Source organism: Citrobacter sp. CK185 (assembly GCF_030333565.1).
GTDB classification, from domain to species: Bacteria; Pseudomonadota; Gammaproteobacteria; order Enterobacterales; family Enterobacteriaceae; genus Citrobacter_B; species Citrobacter_B koseri.
On the sequence record NZ_JAOWFR010000023.1, the window covers coordinates 541,355 to 564,729 of the forward strand.

The following is a 23,375-nucleotide window of genomic DNA, read 5'->3' on the forward strand; positions in this document are numbered from 1 at the left end:
GCATTATTGAGGAAATGAACCATGCTAATAACGTGGTTATTTCATCTTATTTTGCATAACAGACACCCTCAAAAAAATGCCATGCTTTGGTCTAAATTATTCACTGGCATTGTTTTTCGACAGTCTGTACAACGTACTTATTTCATTTTCAGGATATTTTCAGATCATGCGAATCAATCTGGACGTTCTGCTCATTCTTGATGCTATCGACAAACACGGCTCGTTTGCCGCTGCGGCCGGGTCGCTGTTTAAAACCCCCGCGGCGCTTAGCTATATGATTCAGAAACTGGAAAACGATCTCGATATTGAGCTTCTCGATCGCTCTGGCCACCGGGCGAAATTTACCGATACCGGACGGATGATGCTGGAAAAAGGGCGTCTGCTGCTCAACGCCGCAAAAGACCTGGAGAAACAAGCCGTGCAGTTAAGCTCTGGCTGGGAAAAAGAGCTGGCGATAGCGCTGGATGATTCCTTCCCTTTCGAGACGCTGCTGCCCGTTATTGATGCGTTTTATGCGCTGAATAAGCAAACGCGCCTCAATTTTACACACCATACGCTGGCGGGATCGTGGGAAGAGCTGACGCACAACGGCGCGGACATCATTCTCGGCGCAATTAACGAGCCTCCGACCTCCGCCGCCTGGTCATATAAAATGCTCGGCACCCTGGACAACGTATTTGTGGTCGCGCCTTCGCACCCGCTGGCCGCCGCCACGGACGGCCTGACCAATGAGCAACTCTGTCTGCACCGGGCGGTGGTGATCAGCGACAGCGCCCGCTTCTGCCATCCCCTGCAATCCAATTTAATGGATGAGCAGCCGCAAATTCGCGTGGATGACTTCGACAGCAAAGTGACGCTGCTGCGCGCCGGTTTAGGGTGCGGATTCCTCCCCCGCCATATTGTCAGACCGTGGCTTGCCACCGGCGAGCTGGTGGAAAAATCCGTCATCTCTTTTCGGCAGAAAGATGTCGCCTATATGGCATGGCGCAACCACAGCGACGGTCTGGCGCAGCGCTGGTGGCGAGAAGCCCTGCTCGCCAGCCCGGAAGTCGCGCAGCTCTATCAGTGATTCACCCAGACCGTAGCGGAAATGGCGGGCAGGCTGAGAACGCCCTCAGCCAGTTGGCCTTTCCCCTCTTTGCCTCGCCACTCGCTGACGTTAAGCAACGGTGAGGCAGGCAATACGACCTCACAGGCCTCGCCCCGGTTGATCGCCACCAGTACGCGCTGCTGGTGATAGACTCGCACAAAGACCACCACATCTTCTTCGGCATAAATCACCTGGCAACCGCCGTGACGTAGCGCCTGCGTGCGCTGGCGAAGTTTCCCCAGACGCTGGTACAGCGCCAACAGCGTGGCATCCTGTTTTTCAACCTGCCACGGGAACGGCTTACGACAGAACGGATCGTTATTGCCGTCCAGCCCCACTTCATCGCCGTAATAGATGCAGGGAACGCCTGGCCAGGTAAACAGCCAGACGACCGCCAGCGGCAAACGAGCCACGTCTTTGCCCAGCAGCGATTTAAAACGGGCGGTATCGTGGCTGTCCAGTTGGTTAAACATCCGTAACTGCTGCTGATGCGACAGGCCGGCGCGGTAGTTATCCATCCAGGCGATGCAGGTTTGCGCGTCAATGTGCTGCGGATCGTAAGAGATATCGGTATTGGCGAGAAATCCCCACAGCGGGAAAGTGAAGCCGCGATAGTTCATAGCGGCGTCTTCCGCATCCGCCTGGAGCCATTGCCGCGCATCGCCAAAATGCTCGCCAACGATATAGGCGTCAGGCTGCGTCTCTTTTGCCGCCTGCGTAATACCGGCAACGTGTTGCAGGTTATTGCGCGCACCTCCGGCCTCGCCCAGCATATGCACCACATCAAGCCGCCAGCCGTCCATATGCCACGGCGCTTTCAGCCAGTGACGCACAATGCTGTCTTCACCGCGGTAGATTTCATTGACCAGGCTTTCCGACTGGAAATCCAGCTTGGGCAGACTCGGATACCCCAGCCAGTCCAGCGCCACGCCCTCCGGGGAGAAAGAGTACCAGTCACGCCAGGGCGAATCCGGGTTGTGGCATGCGCCGCCGCTTCCCCGATTGTGCCTGTCAAACCAGGCGTGCGAGTCGCCGCTATGGTTAAAGACGCCGTCCAGCACCAGGCGCATTCCCTGCTGCTGCGTATGCTGCCGCAGGCGCAACAGCGCCCGATCGCCGCCAAACTGCGGATCAACGTGACGATAATCTTCCGTATCGTATTTATGGACGCTTGGCGCGCTAAAGACCGGGTTCAGGTACAGCGCCGTCACCCCCAGTTTTTTCAGGTACGGCAGTTTCTCGCTGATCCCGTCCAGATCGCCGCCGTAGAACGTCGATCCCCCGGCCTGCGCAGTCACCGGTTCGTCCCAGTCGTGCAAGACGATATCCTGACCGGCGGCATGATGGTAATAGACATTATCCTGTTCCGCTTCGCGCGGCTGGCTGCGGGCAAAGCGATCCGGGAAGATTTGATAGAAAATCTGATCGGCGACCCATTGCGGGCCATTGTCCGGCACATCGACGGCAAACTGCTCCAGCCGCGCGGGCGGGAAACGGCTAAATCCCTGCGGCGTGAACCACAGCTGGCGATCGTGCCAGAGCAGCTTAAAGCTGTAGCGACGGCGCGGCTGTCCGCTGGCGAGATCGATCGCCGCCCGCCACGCCGTGACGCCCGGTTGCGGTTGACTGCGCAGCCGATGCATCGCCAGCGAGATTTCTTCATTATCGTTCTCAGCGCGTAGCGTCACACGCTGGGGCAGGATTTCCCCGCTCAGCCATAACGTAATGGTCAGTTGTTCTTTGTTTTGCTTAACAAATGGGGCAACCGGAAGGTGCCAGGCGTTCAACATCACGTATCCCCTTTGATGAAAATGAAGCCACCTTGCCATAGCGACATCAAGGATAACTCATCATCTTAATGTTTATTGGGGGAGGAGTCCGGGGGAGGATATTGTTTGATACTGCCGGGCGGCGACTTCGCCTGACCCGGCCTACGGTTGCCTGTAGGCCGGATAAGCGTTAGCGCCATCCGGCGGGGAATCACCCCACTTCAGCCAGTTGGCGGTCGCGGCGGCGTTTAAACATCCAGCCGACCAGCAGCAGTGCGATCCAGGCGAAACCGACGTACAGCGAAATACGGGTATCTGGATGGTAGCCGATAAGCGCGATAATAAAGACCAGGAAGATCAGGCCCGTAACGGTTGTCGCCACGCCGCCCGGCACTTTAAATTTCAGCGCCTTCACCTCATCCGGCGGCAGACGGCGGCGGAACGCAATCTGCGACAGCAGGATCATAATCCATACCCATACCGTGGCAAAGGTCGCCAGCGAAGCAATCACCAGGAAGACGTTTTCCGGCATGATGTAGTTCAGGTAAACCGCGAACAGCAGCGCAATGGTCATCACCATAACCGTCACCCACGGAATACCGCGACGCGACGTTTTAGCGAACACTTTCGGCGCACTGCCCTGCTCCGCCATACCGTGCAGCATACGCCCCACGCCGAACACATCGGAGTTAATCGCCGACAGCGAAGCGGTCAGCACCACAAAATTCAGGATGCTGGCGGCAAACGTAATGCCAAGATGCTGGAAGGTCAGGACGAACGGGCTGCCGTTAGTGCCCACCTGGTTCCACGGGTAGATAGACATGATGACGAACAGCGTGCCCACGTAGAACACCAGAATACGCATCGGCACGGAATTGATGGCGCGCGGAATAGATTTTTCCGGGTCTTTCGCTTCTCCGGCGGTGATGCCGATAATTTCAATCCCGCCGTAAGCGAACATCACCATTTGCAGCGACATCACCATCCCCAGCCAGCCGTTGCTGAAGAACCCACCGTTGCTCCACAGGTTGTGGACCCCGGTCGGCTGCCCGCCGTTGCCAATCCCCCAGATAATGATGCCGAAGCCGGCGACAATCATGATGATGATAGTGGCGACTTTAAAGAACGAGAACCAGAATTCCAGCTCGCCGAATACCTTCACGCTCATCAGGTTGATGGCGCAGATAAGCAGCACCACGCTCAGCACCCAGATCCAGTGCGGCACCGCAGGGAACCAGACTCCCATATAGATACCGAAGGCGGTCACGTCGGCAATGGCGACAATCAGAATTTCAAAACAGTAAGTCCAGCCGGTAATGTAACCCGCGAGCGGGCCGAGGTTTTCCTGCGCATAGCGCGAGAACGAGCTGGCGGCGGGGTTATGCACGGACATTTCGCCCAGCGCGCGCATAATAATGTACGCCGCGACCCCGCCGATAATGTAGGCCAGCAACACGCTTGGCCCGGCCATTTTGATGGCGTCTGCCGAGCCATAAAATAATCCGGTGCCAATTGCCGAACCCAATGCCATAAAGCGAATGTGCCGGGTGCTCAGCCCACGCTTTAGCTTGTTATTGCTTTCCATCAATTCCGAACCCATCAAAATAATAAAAAAACCACGGGGCCTGTAGCCCCGTGGTTAAAACATACTGTCAGTGATCTTAGTGAGCGCTGGAGGTCACTTGTCGACCTGCGGCGCGATCCCAGATAATTGCCAGAACAACCATCACCACTGTTGGCATCAACCACGCCAGCCCCTGTTCCGCCAGCGGTAAACGCTGGGTCCAGGCCGGTAAGATGTCACCAATCGCAGAGGCTTTAATCCCGTCAAGGATACCAAAAACCAGGCTGATAAACATCGCCGGAGCAATGACGCGGGAAGAATTATGCCACCATGAGCGGGTAAAGCTTAATACAACCAGTGCGATACACGGCGGATAGATGGCTGTCAGCACCGGAATAGAAATCTGAATCAGATGGCTCAGACCCAGATTCGATACCACCATTGAGAAGCCGCCCAGAATAAACACCAGCGTGCGATAAGAGAGTGGGACGTACTGCGCAAAGAACTCCGCACATGCGCAGGTCAGGCCAACCGCCGTCACCAGACAGGCGATGAAAATCAGCGCCGCCAGCAGCAGGCTACCCGCGCCGCCGAAGGTATGCTGAACGTAAGCGTGCAGGATTGCCGCGCCGTTAGCAGATTGATCGACCAGCGTCGCGCTATCCGATCCCAGACGGAACAGCGCAAGGTACAGCAGCGTCAAACCCACACCCGCCATCAGGCCCGCCCAGACGGTATAACGGGTCAGCAGACGCGCTTCTTTAACGCCGCGCGCGCGCGCCGCATTGACGATAACGATACCAAACACCATTGCGCCCAGCGTATCCATCGTCAGATAGCCATTCACAAAGCCATTAGAGAACGCCGCGTTCTGGTAGGCGTCCATCGCGTCGCTAATCGGACCGGCAGGCCAGATGATTGCCGCAACGGAGAGAATAATCAGCGCGATGATTTTCAGCGGCGCCAGGAAGTTACCCACCGTGTCCAGCAGTTTGCCCGGATAGAGCGATACCAGAATCACAATGGCGAAATACACCAGGCTGTAGATAAACAGCGGCAGTGCGGAATCGCCGGTCAGCGGCGCAATCCCGACTTCAAAGGAGACGGTCGCCGTACGCGGCGTTGCGAATAACGGCCCCACCGCCAGATAACAGACGGTCGCCAGCAGAACGCCAGCTACTTTACCAATCGGGGTGCTCAGGCTATCAACGCCGCCGCCGACTTTCGCCAGCGCCACAACGGTAAGTACCGGAAGACCAACGGCAGTAATCAGAAAGCCGAACGCCGCCGTCCAGACGTGTTCGCCTGCCTGCAAACCGACCATCGGCGGAAAGATAATATTGCCTGCGCCAACGAACAGCGCAAATGTCATAAAGCCCAGAGCGATAATATCGCGCGATTTTAACTGATGGGTCATAAAGTTTTACTGCCTGTGGATGTGGTGTTGAAAACGTTAAATTTTCTGCCCTTCCCTGCGGGACGATACAGCGGCATTTTTAAGCAATTCCAGCGGGATATGCTCCTGGGCTGGCGCGGCGAAGAATAGTTTTTCGATTTACCGCGTAAATGCAGTCGGTATGACAGCATCTGGAGCGCAATTTAAACGCTTATAACGTTTTAAAGCAAGGTGAGATCCAAAAACCAGAAGAATATAGCGATATGAAATTAGCAACCAGTACAAAACGCTATCCATAAGAAAAAGTCATGGCTAATCATGCGAACAAAAAAGCATCAGACGTTGAAAAATTCAGCAGAGTCTTCTTTACTGCAAAGAAAATAAGCCAGCATCCGCTGGCTTATGGAAAGCTAACCTTACGAACCACAATTAAGCGCAATTTTTGGCAATTAATCGTTCCGGCAGCACAAAGCTGAAGCGCGTCCCTTTACCCGGCGAACTGTCGATAATCAATCGACTCTCGTGATGATTCAGCGCATGTTTCACAATCGCCAGACCTAATCCGCTTCCCCCGGTTTGCCGCGACCGCGCTTTGTCCACACGGTAGAAACGCTCCGTCAGACGCGGAATATGCTCAGGCGCAATCCCCGGCCCGTTATCTTCCACGCTGAACTCCGCACCGTGGGTCACATGCTGCCAGCGCACGGTAATATGCGTTCCCGCAGGCGTATGATTTACCGCGTTATAGACCAGGTTCGAAATCGCGCTGCGCAACTGTTCTTCGTTGCCCAATACGCTCAGCCGGGCATCCACTTCAAACGTAAAGGTGTGTTTCTGCTGGCTGAGCGCCTGCGCCTCACGCTCAACAACGCGCAGCATCATCGGCACGTCCACCCTTTCGTTCAACAGCAGCGCGGGCGCCGCCTCAATTTTCGACAGCGTCAGCAGTTGTTTCACCAGCCCTTCCATCCGGTGCGTTTGCTCACGCATCGTATGCAGCGCCTTCTCCCGCGTCGCGCCTTCCAGAGGCTGCTCCTGCATCATCTCCAGATAGCCCTGCAAGACGGTGAGCGGCGTGCGTAGTTCATGGCTGACGTTCGCGAAGAAATTGCGCCGCGCGCCTTCAAGCTGGTGCATCTGCGTCACGTCGCGCGCGACCATCAACAGTTGCTGATCGGTATAGGGCATCACGCGGATCTCCAGATGCCGCCCGGTGTTGAGTACCAGGTTGAGCGGCCGGATAAAATCGCGTGTTTTGAGATACTGCGTAAATTCCGGGTAGCGCAGCAGGTTCAGAATGTTTTGCCCGTTGTCGTCCGGCCAGCGCAGCCCAAGCACCTGTTGTGCCAGTCCGTTACACCAGAAAATCCCGCCGTCTTCGGTTGTCAGCACCACCGCGTCGGGGAGGGATTCCGCCCCACTGCGAAAGCGTTTAATCAGGTTTCCCAGTTCGCGACGCCGCTTTTTATTACGCAACTGCATCTGGTGCAGACCGTACAGCAGCGGCTCCCAGCTCCCGCGTCCCGGCGGCGGCGTCATACTCATATCGACCCACAGCCACCAGGAGAGGCGCAATAAATTCCAGAAATGCCAGATCAGCAATCCCGTTACCGACGCCAGTAAAAACCAGGGCAGATAACCAAAAAAAGCACTGAGGATAAAAGCGGGGATGCAGCAGAGGATCAGCTCCAGCACCAGCCTTTTCCATGACAGCCGTTCCAGCACGCGTCACACTCCCTTCAGAATAGTAAACCCGCCCGCCACACCGAGATGCCGGTCTGGCGGCAAGGTATTAAAAACGGGTCGAAAAGCGATACCCGGTTCCGCGTACCGTTTGCACCATACGATCGTGACCGCTGTGCTCCAGCGCTTTACGCAAACGACGAATATGCACATCGACCGTACGGTCTTCAACATACACATTCGTTCCCCAGACATGGTTGAGGAGCTGCTCGCGACTGTAGACGCGCTCAGGGTGCGTCATAAAGAAGTGTAACAATTTAAATTCGGTCGGCCCCATATCGAGCGGATTTTCCCCGGTCATCACGCGGTGCGAAGTTGGATCGAGGCTAAGCCCCTGCATCTCAATCACCTCTTCTACCGCCATCGGCGAAATGCGGCGCATCACAGCTTTGATACGCGCCACCAGCTCTTTAGGGGAAAACGGCTTGGTGACATAGTCATCCGCCCCGGTTTCCAGCCCGCGCACGCGGTCTTCCTCTTCGCCTCTTGCCGTCAGCATAACCACAGGGATATCCCGGGTCATCGCTTCACGCTTGAGGTGTTTAATAAACTGAAGGCCCGACCCGCCGGGCAACATCCAGTCAAGGAGGATTAAATCCGGCCAGGGTTCATTCAGTTGGTTCACAGCACTGTCATAATCTTCGGCTTCTACTGGCTGAAAGCCATTTTGCTCGAGCACGAAGCAGACCATTTCACGAATTGGAGCTTCATCTTCTACGACCAGAATACGTCTCGCCATGATTTGCCCTGTTTAAATAAGTCGTTGTCATCAATGCGGCGCCATTATGCGTCAGATTTATGACAGATTTATGAAAAAGATAGTCGACATTCGGCTCAGGTTATTGATTTATGACAGTCACGAAACAAGATATTACCGTTCCCGACGGGTTATAATCCTGCCCACGCTTTTTCGTCATGGAACCGTTATGCGCATCCTTCACACCTCTGACTGGCATCTGGGACAAAACTTCTACAGCAAAAGCCGCGCCGCCGAGCACCAGGCGTTTCTCGACTGGCTGCTGGAAACCGCGCAATCTCACCAGGTGGATGCGATTATTGTCGCGGGTGACATTTTTGATACAGGATCACCGCCAAGCTATGCCCGCGAGTTGTATAACCGGTTTGTTGTCAATTTACAGCAAACCGGCTGTCATCTGGTGGTGCTGGCCGGAAACCATGATTCCGTCGCCACGCTCAACGAATCCCGCGATATTCTGGCGTTTCTCAACACCACCGTGGTCGCCAGCGCAGGCCACGCGCCGCAGTACCTTTACCGTCGCGACGGCACGCCGGGCGCCGTGCTTTGCCCGATTCCGTTTTTACGCCCGCGCGACATCATCACCAGCCAGGCGGGGCTTTCGGGCAATGAAAAACAGCAGCATCTGCTCGGGGCGATCACTGATTATTACCAACAACAGTATCAGGAAGCCTGTAAGCTGCGCGGCGACGGCGATCAAACTCTGCCGGTTATCGCCACCGGGCACCTGACCACCGTCGGCGCCAGTAAAAGTGACGCGGTACGTGACATCTATATCGGCACGCTGGACGCCTTCCCGGCGCAAAACTTCCCTCCTGCCGATTATATCGCGCTGGGACACATTCACCGGGCGCAGATCATTGGCGGCACGGAACACATCCGCTACTGTGGCTCTCCGATCGCGCTGAGCTTTGATGAGTGCGGCAAAAGCAAATGCGTCCATCTGGTCAGTTTTGCAAACGGCAAATTACATCAAGTAGAGAACCTCACCGTTCCCGTCACTCAACCGCTGGCGGTGCTGAAAGGCGATCTGGCCTCCATCACCGAACAACTTGAGCAATGGCGAGATGCTCACCAGGAGCCCCCCGTCTGGCTGGATATTGAAATCACCACCGACGAATACCTTCACGATATGCAGCGCAAAATTCAGGCATTAACGGAGTCGCTGCCCGTTGAGGTTTTACTGGTGCGCCGCAGTCGGGAAAATCGCGAACGCATTATGGCTAACGAACGACGTGAAACCCTGAGCGAACTGCGCGTGGAAGACGTTTTTACCCGCCGTCTGGCGCTGGAAGAGCTGGATGAGCCCCAGCGTGAACGTCTGACGCAGCTTTTTACCACCACCCTACATTCGCTGTCCGGGGAGCATGACGCATGAAGATTCTCAGCCTGCGCCTGAAAAACCTCAACTCCCTGAAGGGAGAATGGAAAGTCGATTTCACGGCAGAACCTTTTGCCAGCAACGGGCTGTTTGCCATCACCGGGCCGACCGGCGCGGGGAAAACCACGCTGCTCGACGCCATCTGTCTTGCGCTCTATCACGAGACGCCGCGCCTGAGCACCGTTTCGCAATCGCAAAACGATCTGATGACCCGCGATACGGCCGAATGCCTTGCCGAAGTGGAGTTCGAGGTTAAAGGCGAGTCTTACCGCGCTTTCTGGAGCCAGAACCGCGCCCGCAATCAGCCGGACGGAAACCTGCAAGTGCCGCGCGTGGAGCTGGCGCGCTGCGCCGACGGAAAAATCCTCGCCGATAAGGTCAAAGATAAGCTGGAGATGACGGCATCGCTCACCGGGCTGGATTACGGACGCTTTACCCGCTCCATGCTGCTGTCGCAGGGGCAGTTCGCTGCGTTTCTCAATGCGAAGCCGAAAGAACGCGCCGAGCTTCTGGAAGAGCTGACCGGAACAGAAATCTACGGGCAGATCTCCGCGCTGGTGTTTGAAAAGCACAAGACCGCCCGTACCGACCTGGAAAAGCTTCAGGCGCAGGCCAGCGGCGTCTCGCTGTTAGCGCCGGAGCAGCAGCATTCCCTCAATGAAAGTTTGCAGGCGCTCACTGACGAAGAAAAACAGCTGCTCGCCCGCCAGCAGCTTCACCAGCAACATCTGCACTGGCTGACCCGTCAGAATGAGTTGCAGGCTGAAATGAATCGCCGCCAGCAGGCGCTGCGGGTCGCCCAGGAAGAACAGGAAAACGCGCAGCCGCAGCTGGCCGCGCTGAAGCTGGCGCATCCTGCCCGGCAGTTACGCCCACACTGGGAACGCATTGAGGAACAAACCGCTGCCGCCGGGCGCACACGCCAGCAAATTCAGGAAGTGAATACTCGCTTACAAAGCGTATTACACCTGCGCAGCCGCATTCGACACAGCGCTCAACAACAATCCGCCGAACTGCATGCCACCATGCAGACGCTGACCGGGTGGCTCACCGAACATGAACGCTTCCGCTTGTGGAGCAGTGAACTGGCAGGCTGGCGTGCGCTGTTTGCTCAACAGTCCAGCGATAAAGCGCAGTTGCTTAAATGGCAGCAGCAGTGTGCAAGCGATATCCGCAAGCGTGACGCGCTTCCACCGAATCCTCTGACGCTTACGCCAGAAGAGGCCACGGCAGCGCTGGCGCAGCATACGCAGCAGCAGCCGCTGCGTCAGCGTCTCGCCAGCCTGCATGGGCAGATAGCGCCTAAGCAAAAACGACGGGAACAACTGCAAACCGCTATCCAGAATAGTCAGCAGGAGTTGGCCCGACGCAATGCGGCGCTGGAGGATAAGCGGCAGAAATATAAAGAAAAAAATCAGCAGTTCATGGATGTGAAAACGATTTGCGAGCAGGAGGCGCGCATCAAAGATCTGGAAAGCCAGCGAGCGCTGCTGCAATCCGGTCAGCCATGCCCGCTCTGCGGATCGACCTCGCATCCGGCGATTGCATCCTATCAGGCACTCGAACCCGGCGTGAATCAGGCGCGGCGCGATGCACTGGAAAAAGAGGTCAAGACGCTGGCGGAAGAAGGCGCCGCCTTACGCGGGCAACTGGAAACATTAACGCAGCAGCTACACCGCGACGAAAGCGAAGCGCAGGCACTGGTAAAAGAGGAGCAAGCGCTCACTCAAGAATGGCAGACGCTGTGTGACGCGCTGAACGTTACGCTGCACCCTCAGGACGATATTTCACCGTGGCTTACCGCCCGGCAGGACTATGAACAACAGCTGTATCAGCTCAGCCAGCGCCATATGTGGCAGGCACAGATCGCCGCCCATACCGGGCAGGTTACGCAATTTCAGCAGCAAATCGACCAGCGTCAAACTACGCTGCTGTCTGAACTGCGCCGCTACGGGTTATCCCTGCCCGCCGACGGAGAAGAAGCGTCGTGGTTAAACGCCCGCGCGGATGACGCGCAAACATGGCAACAGCGCCAGACGGAACTGGGCGAGCTACAAACGCGCATCGCGCAGTTGGTTCCCCTGCTGGAAACACTACCGGAAACAGATATTCTCCCGGAGAGCGATGAGCGCGTGGCGCTGAATAACTGGCGGCAGGTACATGATGATTGCGTTTCGCTACAGAGCCAGTGGCAGACCTTGCAGCAGCAGGAAGCGCAGGAAATGCAGCGGGTAGCACAGGCGCAGGCGCACTTTGAGGCCGCGCTCAAGGCCAGCGTATTTGACGATCGCGCCGCCTTCCTTGCCGCGCTACTGGATGATGAGGCCATCGCCCACCTCGAACAACATCGCCAGGCGCTGGAAAACCAGTTACAGCAGGCGCAGGCCTTAGTCGCTCAGGCGAACCAGGTACTGGCAGAACATCAACAACATCCGCCCGAAGGGCTGGATCTCACGCTCACGCCTGAACACGTTCAGCAGGCCGTGGCGCAATTAACCGGACAACTGCGGGACAATACGACGCGTCAGGGGGAGATCCGCCAGCAGCTCAAACAGGATGCGGATAACCGCCAACAGCAGCAGTCTCTGATGCTGGAGATTGAAAACGCCTCGCAGCAGTTGGAGGACTGGGGTTATCTGAACGCGTTAATCGGTTCTAAAGAGGGCGATAAATTCCGCAAATTTGCTCAGGGACTGACGCTGGATAACCTGGTCTGGCTGGCGAACAATCAGCTGACTCGCCTGCATGGTCGTTACCTGCTCCAGCGCAAGGCCAGCGAAGCGCTGGAACTGGAGGTGGTCGATACCTGGCAAGCGGATGCCGTTCGCGATACCCGCACGCTGTCCGGCGGCGAAAGTTTCCTAGTCAGTCTGGCGCTGGCGCTGGCGTTGTCCGATCTGGTCAGCCACAAAACGCGCATCGACTCTCTGTTCCTTGATGAAGGGTTCGGCACGCTGGACAGCGAGACGCTGGATACCGCGCTGGATGCCCTGGACGCGCTGAATGCCACCGGTAAGACGATTGGCGTAATAAGCCATGTGGAAGCGATGAAAGAACGCATTCCTGTGCAAATTAAGGTGAAGAAAATCAACGGGCTGGGTTACAGCAAACTGGATAAGATGTTTGCTGTGGAATGACGGTTGTTTTGCCGGATGGCGGCGTAACCGCCTTATCCGGCCTACAGGGAGCACATTGTAGGCCCGGTAAGCGTAGCGCCACCGGGCATTACGCCTTATCCGGCAAAAAACGATTTACTCCTGCGGCCACAACCATGCCGCGCCGCGAACGCCGCTGGAATCGCCATGTAACGCCTTACGAACCGGCGTTTCGCATTCGCCGCCAAAAACAAACGGTTTAATCAACGATGGCACGGTGTTGTACAACCGATCGACATTGCTCATCCCGCCGCCTAACACGATAACGTCCGGGTCGAGGATGTTGACCACATGGGCTAACGATTTCGCCAGACGCAGTTCATAACGGCTAAGCGCCCGTTCCGCCAGCGCGTCCTGCTCGTTAACCAGACGGATAATGTCATTCCCTTTCAGCGGATGACCACTCAGACGATGGTAATCCGTGGCAAACCCGGTTCCTGAGATAAAGGTTTCAATGCAGCCTTGTTTGCCGCAGTAGCAGGGCACTTCTTCACGGTAGCGCAGTTCATCTTCATCCATCCACGGCAAGGGATTGTGTCCCCACTCGCCTGCTGTACCGTTGCCGCCGGTATGCGCCCGACCGTTCAGCGCCACGCCAGCCCCGCACCCGGTGCCGATGATCACCGCAAAAACAGTCTGCGCTCCGGCCGCCGCGCCATCCACCGCTTCGGACACCGCCAGACAGTTAGCGTCGTTCGCCAGGCGCACTTCCCGCTGCAAACGCGCACTCAAATCTTTATCGAACGGCTGACCGTTAAGCCAGGTTGAGTTGGCGTTCTTTACCACGCCGGTATAAGGCGAGATCGAACCGGGAATACCCATCCCTACCGTACCCGTCTGGCCCGTCGCCTTTTCCGCCATTTCGACCAGCGAAGCGATGGTCTCTATCGTTTGTCGATAATCATCCCGCGGCGTAGGCAGACGATGGCGAAACAGCTGTTCCCCCGCATCGCCGAGCGCAATCACTTCCGTTTTCGTGCCGCCTAAATCGATACCTATACGCACACATCGCTCCTCATTTTTAGGGAATATCAACAGAGTAGAGGCGGGTGTTCTGGTTGGCAATGCAAGCCCGCCGACAATTCGTTATTATACCCGCTGGATTTAACGACAAGGCCGTGGAAATTATCATGCTGTGGTTCAAAAATTTAATGGTTTACCGTCTTAGCCGCGATATTTCGTTGCGCGCCGAGGAGATGGAAAAACAGCTAGCCTCGATGACGTTTACCCCTTGTGGCAGCCAGGATATGGCAAAAATGGGCTGGGTTCCGCCAATGGGATCGCACAGCGATGCGTTAACGCATACCGCCAATGGCCAAATTATTATCTGCGCGCGCAAAGAAGAGAAGATTCTGCCGTCGCCGGTGATCAAGCAAGCGCTGGAAGCGAAAATCGCCAAACTGGAAGCTGACCAGGGGCGCAAGCTAAAAAAAACGGAAAAAGACTCGCTGAAAGATGAAGTGCTGCACTCACTGCTGCCGCGCGCCTTTAGCCGTTTTAGTCAGACAATGATGTGGATCGACACCGTTAACGGTCTGATCATGGTCGATTGCGCAAGCGCTAAAAAAGCGGAGGATACGCTGGCGTTGCTGCGTAAAAGCCTCGGCTCGCTGCCGGTGGTTCCGCTGGCGCTGGAAAATCCTATCGAGCTGACGCTCACCGAATGGGTGCGTTCCGGTACGGTGGCGCAGGGATTCCAGTTGCTGGACGAAGCAGAGCTGAAAGCAATGCTGGAAGACGGCGGCGTGATCCGCGCGAAGAAACAGGATCTGGTCAGCGACGAGATCGCCGTGCACATTGAAGCGGGTAAAGTGGTCACGAAACTGGCGCTCGACTGGCAGCAGCGCATTCAGTTTTTGATCTGCGATGACGGTTCGATCAAACGCCTGAAGTTCAGCGATGAACTGCGCGATCAAAACGAAGATATCGATCGCGAAGACTACGCTCAGCGTTTTGATGCCGATTTCATTCTGATGACGGGTGAGTTGGCGGCGTTAATTCAAAGCCTGGTTGAAGGTCTGGGCGGCGAAGCGCAACGCTAAGTGAATATTCCCTCTCCGCCGGGAGAGGGAAGCGCCATTATAAATAGCGGCAAAGATAGGACGTCGGTTCAGCCACCTGCAAATGGAACTCACTTTGGCCGGGGACGTTAAACACCTCGCCCGCTGCGTAGACTTTCCACTCGGTTTCCCCCGGAAGCAGTACGTTCAACGCGCCACTGACCACCGTCATCTCCTCCGGCGCGGCAGTGCTAAAGGCATATTCGCCTTCCGCCATCACGCCGACACTGGCGCGACCAGTACTGCTGCTGGTAAAGCCGATCGATTTCACTTTGCCGGAAAAGTATTCGTTACTTTGTAGCATAAACTGGCCCTTTCTCATGGTTACGTTAAGCACCAATATAGGGTCGCGACCTTCTGCCTGTCACGCAAAATTAACCGAGTAATTCCGAAGCCAGCCGTGCAATCAATACATTAGAGAGCAAGACCGGAACATCCAGCGCTCTTTGCAATAAATCACGATGACGCTGATTAAATCCAATGGAATCCAGCATGATCACATCCGCGCCCTGTTCCAGCAAATCTTTACCGGCATCAATCAGTTGTTGTTCCGATCCCTGCACGGGATTCGCCAAAGAAAAGACCGGAGGACGTTGTAAGACCTGCCATTTTCTCGCCTGTACATCCAGTAACTCTTCAACCGGCACAATCACGCCCACCTGGTGGCCATCAACAATCGACGCCACTAACGGCGGGATAATACGCAACGGCTCCAGCAGGATCGTGTTACGCGCGGTCATACTGTTAATCGCGGCGGTATTCATCAATAAAATGACATCGTAGCCCTGGTTATCCAGCACTTCGATAATACTTTGCAGGTCGCGCTCCACTTTCTGGCGCGAAACATGGACGATTTGGTTATCACTGAGCAACGTTAATAGCGGATCGTCTCCGGCCTCGACGGCGTACTCCGCCAACACCTCTTCACGGCTGATCTCACCCAACAGACTATGATGGGTAATATGTTGCTCATCGATATACTCCGTCAGAAGCGGCAGCACTTCGCTCATTGGCACAACGCCGATCGTGAGGATAGCCAACGACGCACTCATTTTCTGTTCCACCTTCTTTTTACTTCGTCGTTAATTCCCGGGTAAATGCCTGAACACTTACCTGCCCTGCGCTACAAATGCAGAAAAGCGTAGCAGGAGATCGGCAATGCATTGTGTAAAGATTCCAAATCACTCCAGTAGTATATTGTTATCGCTTAATTTTCAGTTTTAGCAGAATGCGGCAATGAGTGAAAAGTGTGATGCAAGTACGTTGTGACGTGACTCAGGCGCCTTGCCGGGCGTTCCACACGTCAGGATTTATCAGCTTTTATCAGGATCTTCATAGCGCGTTTTGGCATCCATCGCTTCCTGCGCGGAAGGATGCTCGCTGATCAGTGCGTTAGGTTCGGGATAGTCGGCGCGAAGCTGATACCAGGTCACCGTCTGACCTGGCGTTCCTTTCTCAACGGTGACGATATACGCTTCCCGGGGATAAGGCGGTTTTGTTGGCATAGTTCTTCCTTTTTACTGGATGAACTTTAATTATAGACGCCGCCCTGCAATCGTTGCGCCGCCTGCGACAACGCGGCAAGAATTTCAGAAACAACCTGGTCAGGGGCATGGCTCGCATCGATGATGTAATGCGCGGCTTCACGATACAGCGCGTCGCGCTGTTCGAGCACTTCCTGTACCTCTTCACTTAAGGGCTTGCCGGTTAGCGTCGGGCGCAGTCCCTCTTCTGGCGCGGCCTCCAGCCGGTTCACCAGCGTGGACACTGGCGCGCTTAAATAAATCACAATGCCATTTTCTCGCATATAGCGACGATTGTATTCGGTGAGGATGATCCCTCCCCCCGTCGCAACCACCGTTGACGGCGCGGTAACCGCCTTCAGCGCTGCTGTTTCTCTGGCGCGAAAGCTGTCCCACCCTTCCCGGTCAACAATTTCCGCAACCGTCATCTGGACGTGCGATTGCAACCACCGATCGGTATCGACAAACTGGAAATCCACTGCCTGCGCAAGCGCCATACCGGTTGTTGTTTTACCACAGCCGCGAGGGCCAACAAGAAAGAGAGGTTGCGTCATAGCGGGCTTTCCCCAGAGAGCCGCAAAGGTGCGGGATCTGATGTCATCAAAGTAATAATCATACCACCAAACTAGTACATCGTTAAATGTAAATAAATCATTCCACAAAAACCGTGAAAGATTGTACGCGCTTACTATAACAAGAAATCATCAGCAGCAAAGTGTAAAAATAACATTACATTTAGCGCGTTCTGCGCTGGACTTCCAGCCACCACTTATCCAGCTCGGCGGCGAAATGCTGACGATCGCGCGGAGAAAGGCTGTCCGGCCCGCCCGTCTGAATCCCGCTGGCGCGCAGGGTATCCATAAAGTCACGCATTGTCAGGCGTTCGCGGATCGTTGACTCCGTATAGCGTTCGCCGCGTGGATTCAGCGCCGCCGCCCCTTTTTCCAGCACTTCAGAGGCCAGCGGGATATCCGCCGTAATGACCAAATCTCCGGCTTCGCACTGACGCACAATCTCGTTGTCAGCGACATCAAATCCGGCGGGTACGCGCAGTGTGCGGATAAAACGCGAAGGCGGTACGCGTAAATTCTGGTTTGCCACCAGAATAAGCGGCATCTGCATACGTTCAGACGCACGGTACAGAATCTCTTTAATCACATTCGGACACGCATCCGCATCCACCCATATTGTCATAACCGCTCCAGGCTCATGTGCAATCGTCTATTGTCTCGTGCTTTTGTCTTCCGTCAAAGTGCTGTTTCTCCTTCATGAGACTTTCAATCCACGTTAAGCTAATAACCCCAACTAAAAATACGCATAGGGAGTGACGAAATGGAGAAGAAAATCGGTTTTATCGGTTGCGGTAATATGGGAAAAGCCATTCTGGGCGGCCTGATTGCCAGCGGTCAGGTTCTCCCCGGGCAAATCTGGGTCTATACCCCTTCCCCGGATAACGTCGCCGCGCTGCACGATCGGTACGGCATCAATGCGGCGCAGAGTGCGCAGGACGTCGCGCAGGTTGCGGATATCGTTTTCGGCGCCGTGAAGCCGGGCATCATGATTAAAGTGCTGAGCGAAATCAGCTCCAGCCTGAACAAGGACTCATTAGTCGTCTCTATCGCTGCGGGGGTCACGCTCGATCAGCTGGCGCGCGCGCTGGGGCACGATCGCAAAATTGTTCGCGCGATGCCAAACACGCCGTCTTTAGTCAACGCGGGCATGACCTCCATAACGCCAAATGCGCTGGTCACGCCGGAAGATACCGCTGACGTGCTGAACATTTTCCGCTGCTTTGGCGAAGCGGAAGTGATTGCCGAGTCGATGATCCACCCCGTCGTTGGAGTCAGTGGTTCCGCTCCGGCTTACGTCTTCATGTTTATTGAGGCGATGGCCGATGCCGCAGTGCTGGGTGGAATGCCGCGCGCGCAGGCCTATAAATTCGCCGCGCAGGCCGTAATGGGCTCCGCCAAAATGGTGCTCGAAACGGGTAAACATCCGGGTGAACTGAAAGATATGGTGTGCTCGCCTGGCGGGACGACCATTGAAGCCGTTCGCGTGCTGGAGGAGCGAGGGTTCCGGGCGTCGATTATCGAAGCGATGGCGAAGTGTATGGAAAAATCAGAGAAACTCAGTAAGTCCTGAGCCAGTTGCCGGACGTCAGGCCGCCACTTCGGTACGGTTACGTCCGGCGTTCTTTGCTTTATAAAGCGCCATATCCGCCGATTTCAGCCATTCCCGGTAGTGTCCGATTTGCGTGGTCAATGGCGCAACGCCCACGCTGATGCGCAAAATAACCTGTGGCGCGCACGGCAGGCGTAACGCGTTTAATCGCTCATGAACCCGCGACATCGCGGCAATCGCGTTATCCGCTGGCGTACCGCACATGATCACCGCAAACTCGTCGCCGCCAAAACGTCCTATCACATCGCTGCCGCGCAGCGTCATCTGCAACTGGCGCGTCAGGGCAATGATCGCCTCATCTCCGACATCGTGCCCCCAGGTATCGTTTATGCTCTTAAAGTGATCGATATCGATGATGAGCAACGTGGCGTCCCGGTGGTAGCGGCGACAGTTATCAAATTCATTACGCAACAATATTTCCCAGTGACGCCGGTTATAGACGCCGGTCATGCCATCCCGCATGCTCATCACCTGTAGCCTGCGTTTATGTTCCGCCAGTTTGGTCGCCGTCTGGTAACTCACCCAGGCAAACAGCAAGGGATAAATCACAATCACCGGCAGGGAGAACCACCACTCCAGCGGCGCGCTGCGAAAAGCCACGGTAATTCCGGTCAGCTGTAACGTCACCAGACATGACACAACCATTAACACCATACCGGCAATAAAGAGCCGCAGCCCTCCCGCGCCCATCAAATTCATACACATCATCATCAGCAGAGCCGTGGAGGGCAGCACGTTGACGCCCATCACCCCAACCCAGACGCCAGCAAGAATGGCGTCCGCCTTTAAGTTGTATATTTCCCGGCTTAAGGGATCGATGGCTTTACTCGCCAGTTGCCACGCCAGGTGCGGCCAGACGAAAGACCAGCCGACCAGAAACAACCACCATCCTCCTGCAATCGGTTGTGAAGCCAGTACGGCGGCGATCGGGAGAAACATCCATCCCAGTCCTACCGCACGCGGCAGTCTCACCCGCCTGGCGAATCGCAGCCCGGAGCGTTGATGGTCATTTTGAGGAGAGTGAGGTGGCTCACTCTGTGCGACCGCTTTTTTGTAAAAGTTTTCATCATTCATTATTTTTTGGGAACATTCTGAAACAATTTTCCCAAATTATAGAGAGGGGGATTGTGAAGGAAGTATGAAATTTCGGGTGAGTGATTTTCTCAGCTCACCCGTTAGCACTATGCGGATTTTTTCAGACAGGCACTCATAAACTTGCTGCGATCGTCGCCTTTCAGCGACTGATCCGTCGCCTGCTGGTTGCACTCACGCATTCTCTGTTGCTGCGGCGTCAGGCTTTTCTCACCAGGGGCGGATTTACTGTTTTTCAGGCAATCGCTCATGTAGGTCTTACGCGCATCCCCTTTTAACGCCTGCGCCGTCGCCTGCTGATTGCAGCTCGTCATACGCTGTTGTTGCGGGGTTAATGTCTTCTCGGCAGCGCCGACGGCGGTTAAAAAAACCAGCCCAAACAGCAGGGTAACCAGTAATGTTATTTTCATAGCACCATCCTTCTGTGAGTGTTGACACTACACGTCATCCTTCTGGTTACGTGCGCCGTAACCGAAGGAGGCTAACTCTAAGTCTGGCTGCTGACGACGAAAATACCACCTGACGGCAAAAGTATTGCCGTCAGGAGTCCGTTTACTTCAGTCCCAACGCCGCTTTCATGGTGTAGAACAGATCGGTCTGGTCCGTTAATCCGACGACATTCGCCGCATGCGGGCCGTATGCGGCAATGCGCAACTGGCTGCCGGTATGTTCCTGCGACTCCTCTTCCGAGTTGCCGTAGCTGATGACCATCACCGCGCCATCTTTGGTATTTAACGCCTGCGTCAGTCCCGGCGCTTTGCTTTCCGGTGCGATAATCTGGCTGGAATGCGCATGATCGGCAGTCACCACAACCAGGGTATTGCCCTCTTTTTTAGCGAATGCGAGCGCACGCTGTACGGCTTCGTCCAGATCGACCGTTTCACCAATCTGCCCGCATGGGTTGGCGGCGTGATCCTGTTTATCGATGGACGCGCCTTCAACCTGCAAGAAGAAACCTTTTTCATTCTTACTCAACAGCTCAATCGCTTTATCCGTCATTTGCGCCAGCGTAGGCACGGTATCATCGCGCTGCGGGTTTGCCTTGCAGGTCACCGCAGGTTGTTCAAGGTTGCCGTGATAAGAGGCTTTCGGGCCTTCCCAGCGAACCGGCATGTTGCCGTCGGAGAACAAGCCCAGCAGCGGCTTATCCTGATTTGCCGCCGTTACCGCCTTCAGCGAGGCGGCATCATTCACCAGCTGATATCCACGCGCCAGCGCCTGCTCACGCAGCGTTTTCCCCTGCCATTCGCCTGCTGTCGCCATTTCAGCAAAGGTGGCCGCACCGCCGCCAAGCGTAACGTCCGCCCGCGCATTCAGCAATTGCTCGGTGATCGACCCTTTTCCACCCTTCTCCAGCGCGTTTGTCGGGCAAAGAGTGCTGGTAAGGCTGGGGCCGTAGCATTTGCGTGAGGTTACATGGGAGACTAACGCGGCGGGTGTCGCATCCTGTAATTCTGCGGTCGAGACGTTGCCCGTCGCCAGACCTGCCGCTTTGGCCATCTCCAGGATCGTGGTGTGATCTTTTTCGTGGATATCGACGCCTAACGCGCCGTTATAGGTTTTTACTCCCGTAGACCACGCTGTTGCCGACGCGGCGGAGTCTGTGACGTAATCCGGTTTGCCCGTTTCTTTATCCAGCGCGTAATGGGTGTATTGCCCGGTCAACGGTAAAGCATCAATTCCTTTAAAAAAGCCGCCGGCCCCTTGCGCATAATTTCGCGCCGCAGTGATTTCAGAGTCACCCATACCGTCGCCGATCAGCAGGATAATATTTTTGGCCGGTTTATCGCTCAACGAATCTCGCAGCGCCGCCGTTTGATCGCCCGCTAATCGGCGCGCCCCGCCCGGCGTGGTAATATCTCCCTGTGCAGCACGATTATCCAGCACCGTCATCGCGGACGTCCTGGCATGTGTAATGGGGGTAAACAGCAGAGGTAACAGGGCAATAGCAATAGCGCTTTGTTTCACTTTATTTTCTCCATGTGCCTACCCTAAATAATTCGGGTTACAGAAAGCCAATACATATGCAACCTGAAGTACAACGGGTATAAATACAGTAAAATAAAAACAAAGCGACTATAGGTAACTGACGTGACAAGGTTATGACAGTGTTTACTCTGAATACGATCAGCTACGAGGATGCCTCAGTAACTTTTTTACATACTGGCGCAGCAATTCCGTATCGTAATCTGGAACGCTGGCATCCGGCTTTACGCCATCGAGCGCATCCTCAACCTGATGAATGAGCTTCTGCTGCTCATTTTGCGCCATATTACGCAGCATCGCCGTGACAATAATCTCTAACGCTTCTACCTGAGCAACCAGTTCTTTCGACTCTTCTTCTTTTTGGGCGAGCCTCAGCAACAACTCTGAAATGAGATTTTTCATGACCGTATTTCCTTATCCGAGGAATGCTGACGTTATCATTATGGTTCACGACTGCCTAGAGGGTAAAAGTAGTATTTTTATGATAAAGGAAAGACTTTCTGTAAATAATGCGCTGACAAAATGGAGCGAAACGTTTCTCGCAAGAAAATAATTCAACCGTAAAAAATCAGGGTATAAATAGTCACGCCATTGCATAAATTAAAGTTATAGTAAATACGCCAGAATTTAACTTAAAGCGTATCGCCATAATATATTTGATATCCCAGATTGACCCTGTCCAGCGTCTCTTTTCCGCCCAGACGTTTAATCAGCATATCTGCGGCTACGCTTCCCATATCGTAGCGGGGGGTAATCACGCTCGCTATTTTTTGCAAACGTGCGCGGCCGATTTCCAGGCCATGAAATCCGGCAATAGCAACCTGTTGCGGAACGGGGATCTGCTGCGACTGACACTCCAGCAGCGCGCCAACGGCTAAGTCGTCATTGGTGCAAAAAATCGCGTTAATATCCGGTCTGTCGTGCATCGTCTGCAAAAACAACTGACGACCTAAGGCCAGTGACGAAATGGCTTTTGGCACCACATGGTAAGGCTGTAACCCCTGCTCGCTCAGCGCACGCTCAACGCCGCGATAGCGACTGACATCACGCGGGTCGTCCATAGAGCCGAAAAACGCCACGGCGCGTTTTCCCGCCTCCAGAAACGCCTGAGTCATATCCCATGCGGCTTTTTCGTTATCAATACCAACCTGCATATCCAGACAATGCTCGGTGATATCCATTAACTCCGCCACGGGGATACCGCTGGCGCGCACATACTGCACCATACGTTCAGTATGTTGTTTTCCGGTCAGAATCAGCGCATCAATGTTGTAGGAGAGCAGGTTAAGCACTTCGCGCTCTTCCCGCTCCGGGTCATATTCATAGTTAGCGATCAGCGTCTGGTATTGATGAGCGGAAGTCACCGACTCAATCCCCGCCAGGACATCGGCAAAAATCTGGTTGCGAAAGGAGGGAATCAGCACCCCGATCGTTTTACTGCGCGCATTAAGCAAAATCTCGGGGGCGCGATTGGGAATATAATTATTCTCCTCCATGATCTTCGAAATCAGCTCGCGGCTACGCTGCGAGACCTGACTGGGATCGCGAAGATAACGGCTTACCGTCATCTTATTTAGCCCAGCCAGCGTGGCGATATCCTGCAAGGTCATCCGATTGTTTTTCATGAAGTTCTCTGCGAAAGACAGCGTGATCAATTCGCAGAGAACCTTAACACAGC

At 55.1% G+C, this 23,375-nt stretch carries 21 protein-coding genes; 5 read left to right on the forward strand and 16 right to left on the reverse strand.

All coding sequences use genetic code 11. From position 1 onward, the window contains the following. Positions 1–166: 166 nt before the first annotated feature. The gene (locus tag OGV79_RS10235; protein ID WP_024130600.1) at positions 167–1,069 is read left to right on the forward strand and encodes a LysR family transcriptional regulator; all 903 of its coding nucleotides are present in this window, start codon (positions 167–169) and stop codon (positions 1,067–1,069) included. Here OGV79_RS10235 and malZ read toward each other — a convergent pair. The 5 genes from malZ to phoB form a co-directional block, all read right to left on the reverse strand. Further along, positions 1,063–2,880 (reverse strand): maltodextrin glucosidase, encoded by a 1,818-nt coding sequence (malZ, locus tag OGV79_RS10240; protein ID WP_286468297.1) that lies wholly within the window; start codon positions 2,878–2,880, stop codon positions 1,063–1,065. The two genes, OGV79_RS10235 and malZ, sit on opposite strands and share 7 nt — an antisense overlap. A 190-nt stretch (positions 2,881–3,070) precedes the next feature. Further along, positions 3,071–4,444, reverse strand: coding sequence for a proline-specific permease ProY (gene proY, locus OGV79_RS10245; RefSeq protein WP_049009677.1), 1,374 nt, complete (start codon positions 4,442–4,444; stop codon positions 3,071–3,073). A gap of 76 nt (positions 4,445–4,520) precedes the next feature. Beyond that, on the reverse strand, positions 4,521–5,840 hold the full coding sequence (gene brnQ / locus OGV79_RS10250) for a branched-chain amino acid transporter carrier protein BrnQ (protein ID WP_286468298.1): 1,320 nt from the start codon (positions 5,838–5,840) through the stop codon (positions 4,521–4,523). 408 nt (positions 5,841–6,248) lie between these two features. Continuing rightward, positions 6,249–7,544, reverse strand: a complete 1,296-nt coding sequence (phoR, locus tag OGV79_RS10255) for a phosphate regulon sensor histidine kinase PhoR (RefSeq protein WP_012133590.1) — start codon at positions 7,542–7,544, stop codon at positions 6,249–6,251. A gap of 67 nt (positions 7,545–7,611) precedes the next feature. Beyond that, positions 7,612–8,301, reverse strand: a complete 690-nt coding sequence (gene phoB / locus OGV79_RS10260) for a phosphate response regulator transcription factor PhoB (RefSeq protein WP_012133591.1) — start codon at positions 8,299–8,301, stop codon at positions 7,612–7,614. A gap of 187 nt (positions 8,302–8,488) precedes the next feature. Between phoB and sbcD the strand changes: the two genes are divergently transcribed. After that, positions 8,489–9,697 carry an exonuclease subunit SbcD gene (gene sbcD / locus OGV79_RS10265; protein ID WP_047463739.1) on the forward strand — a complete coding sequence of 403 codons (1,209 nt, stop codon included), beginning with the start codon at positions 8,489–8,491 and terminating at the stop codon, positions 9,695–9,697. Then, positions 9,694–12,837, forward strand: a complete 3,144-nt coding sequence (sbcC, locus tag OGV79_RS10270; RefSeq protein WP_286468299.1) for an exonuclease subunit SbcC — start codon at positions 9,694–9,696, stop codon at positions 12,835–12,837. The genes sbcD and sbcC overlap by 4 nt, the downstream gene beginning before the upstream one ends. Positions 12,838–12,951: 114 nt before the next feature. Here the strand turns inward: sbcC and mak are convergent, their stop codons facing one another. Then, positions 12,952–13,860: a fructokinase gene (gene mak, locus OGV79_RS10275; protein ID WP_047458524.1), complete on the reverse strand. Its 909-nt coding sequence runs from the start codon at positions 13,858–13,860 to the stop codon at positions 12,952–12,954. Positions 13,861–13,985: 125 nt separating this feature from the next. Here mak and rdgC point away from each other — a divergent pair, with 125 nt between their 5' ends. Next, positions 13,986–14,897: a recombination-associated protein RdgC gene (gene rdgC, locus OGV79_RS10280; protein WP_024130604.1), complete on the forward strand. Its 912-nt coding sequence runs from the start codon at positions 13,986–13,988 to the stop codon at positions 14,895–14,897. Positions 14,898–14,934: 37 nt separating this feature from the next. Here the strand turns inward: rdgC and ppnP are convergent, their stop codons facing one another. The 5 genes from ppnP to OGV79_RS10305 all read right to left on the reverse strand — a co-directional run bounded on the left by ppnP (position 14,935) and on the right by OGV79_RS10305 (position 17,632). Beyond that, a complete protein-coding gene (gene ppnP / locus OGV79_RS10285) occupies positions 14,935–15,219 on the reverse strand; it encodes a pyrimidine/purine nucleoside phosphorylase (protein WP_024130605.1) in 285 nt (94 codons plus the stop codon). Between the two features lie 70 nt (positions 15,220–15,289). Then, positions 15,290–15,967 carry an AroM family protein gene (locus OGV79_RS10290; protein WP_012133600.1) on the reverse strand — a complete coding sequence of 226 codons (678 nt, stop codon included), beginning with the start codon at positions 15,965–15,967 and terminating at the stop codon, positions 15,290–15,292. A gap of 261 nt (positions 15,968–16,228) precedes the next feature. Next, positions 16,229–16,420 carry a protein YaiA gene (gene yaiA, locus OGV79_RS10295; RefSeq protein WP_012133601.1) on the reverse strand — a complete coding sequence of 64 codons (192 nt, stop codon included), beginning with the start codon at positions 16,418–16,420 and terminating at the stop codon, positions 16,229–16,231. Positions 16,421–16,446: 26 nt separating this feature from the next. Then, complete coding sequence (aroL, locus tag OGV79_RS10300; RefSeq protein WP_047458531.1) at positions 16,447–16,992, reverse strand: shikimate kinase AroL; 546 nt, start codon at positions 16,990–16,992, stop codon at positions 16,447–16,449. Positions 16,993–17,173: 181 nt separating this feature from the next. Then, positions 17,174–17,632 carry a YaiI/YqxD family protein gene (locus tag OGV79_RS10305; RefSeq protein ID WP_012133603.1) on the reverse strand — a complete coding sequence of 153 codons (459 nt, stop codon included), beginning with the start codon at positions 17,630–17,632 and terminating at the stop codon, positions 17,174–17,176. Between the two features lie 138 nt (positions 17,633–17,770). On the opposite strand from OGV79_RS10305, the gene proC reads away from it, so the two are divergent. Beyond that, on the forward strand, positions 17,771–18,580 hold the full coding sequence (proC, locus tag OGV79_RS10310) for a pyrroline-5-carboxylate reductase (protein WP_047458533.1): 810 nt from the start codon (positions 17,771–17,773) through the stop codon (positions 18,578–18,580). Between the two features lie 15 nt (positions 18,581–18,595). Here the strand turns inward: proC and adrA are convergent, their stop codons facing one another. The 5 genes from adrA to idnR all read right to left on the reverse strand — a co-directional run bounded on the left by adrA (position 18,596) and on the right by idnR (position 23,322). Continuing rightward, entirely contained in the window at positions 18,596–19,693 is a 1,098-nt protein-coding gene (gene adrA / locus OGV79_RS10315; RefSeq protein WP_012133605.1) for a diguanylate cyclase AdrA, read from the reverse strand. Positions 19,694–19,800: 107 nt separating this feature from the next. Next, the gene (gene psiF, locus OGV79_RS10320; RefSeq protein ID WP_012133606.1) at positions 19,801–20,121 is read right to left on the reverse strand and encodes a phosphate starvation-inducible protein PsiF; all 321 of its coding nucleotides are present in this window, start codon (positions 20,119–20,121) and stop codon (positions 19,801–19,803) included. 142 nt (positions 20,122–20,263) lie between these two features. Next, entirely contained in the window at positions 20,264–21,679 is a 1,416-nt protein-coding gene (gene phoA, locus OGV79_RS10325; RefSeq protein ID WP_104869008.1) for an alkaline phosphatase, read from the reverse strand. A 159-nt stretch (positions 21,680–21,838) separates the two neighbouring features. Beyond that, entirely contained in the window at positions 21,839–22,099 is a 261-nt protein-coding gene (iraP, locus tag OGV79_RS10330) for an anti-adapter protein IraP (protein ID WP_012133608.1), read from the reverse strand. A 230-nt stretch (positions 22,100–22,329) separates the two neighbouring features. Further along, complete coding sequence (gene idnR, locus OGV79_RS10335) at positions 22,330–23,322, reverse strand: DNA-binding transcriptional regulator IdnR (protein ID WP_286468300.1); 993 nt, start codon at positions 23,320–23,322, stop codon at positions 22,330–22,332. Positions 23,323–23,375 lie beyond the last annotated feature (53 nt).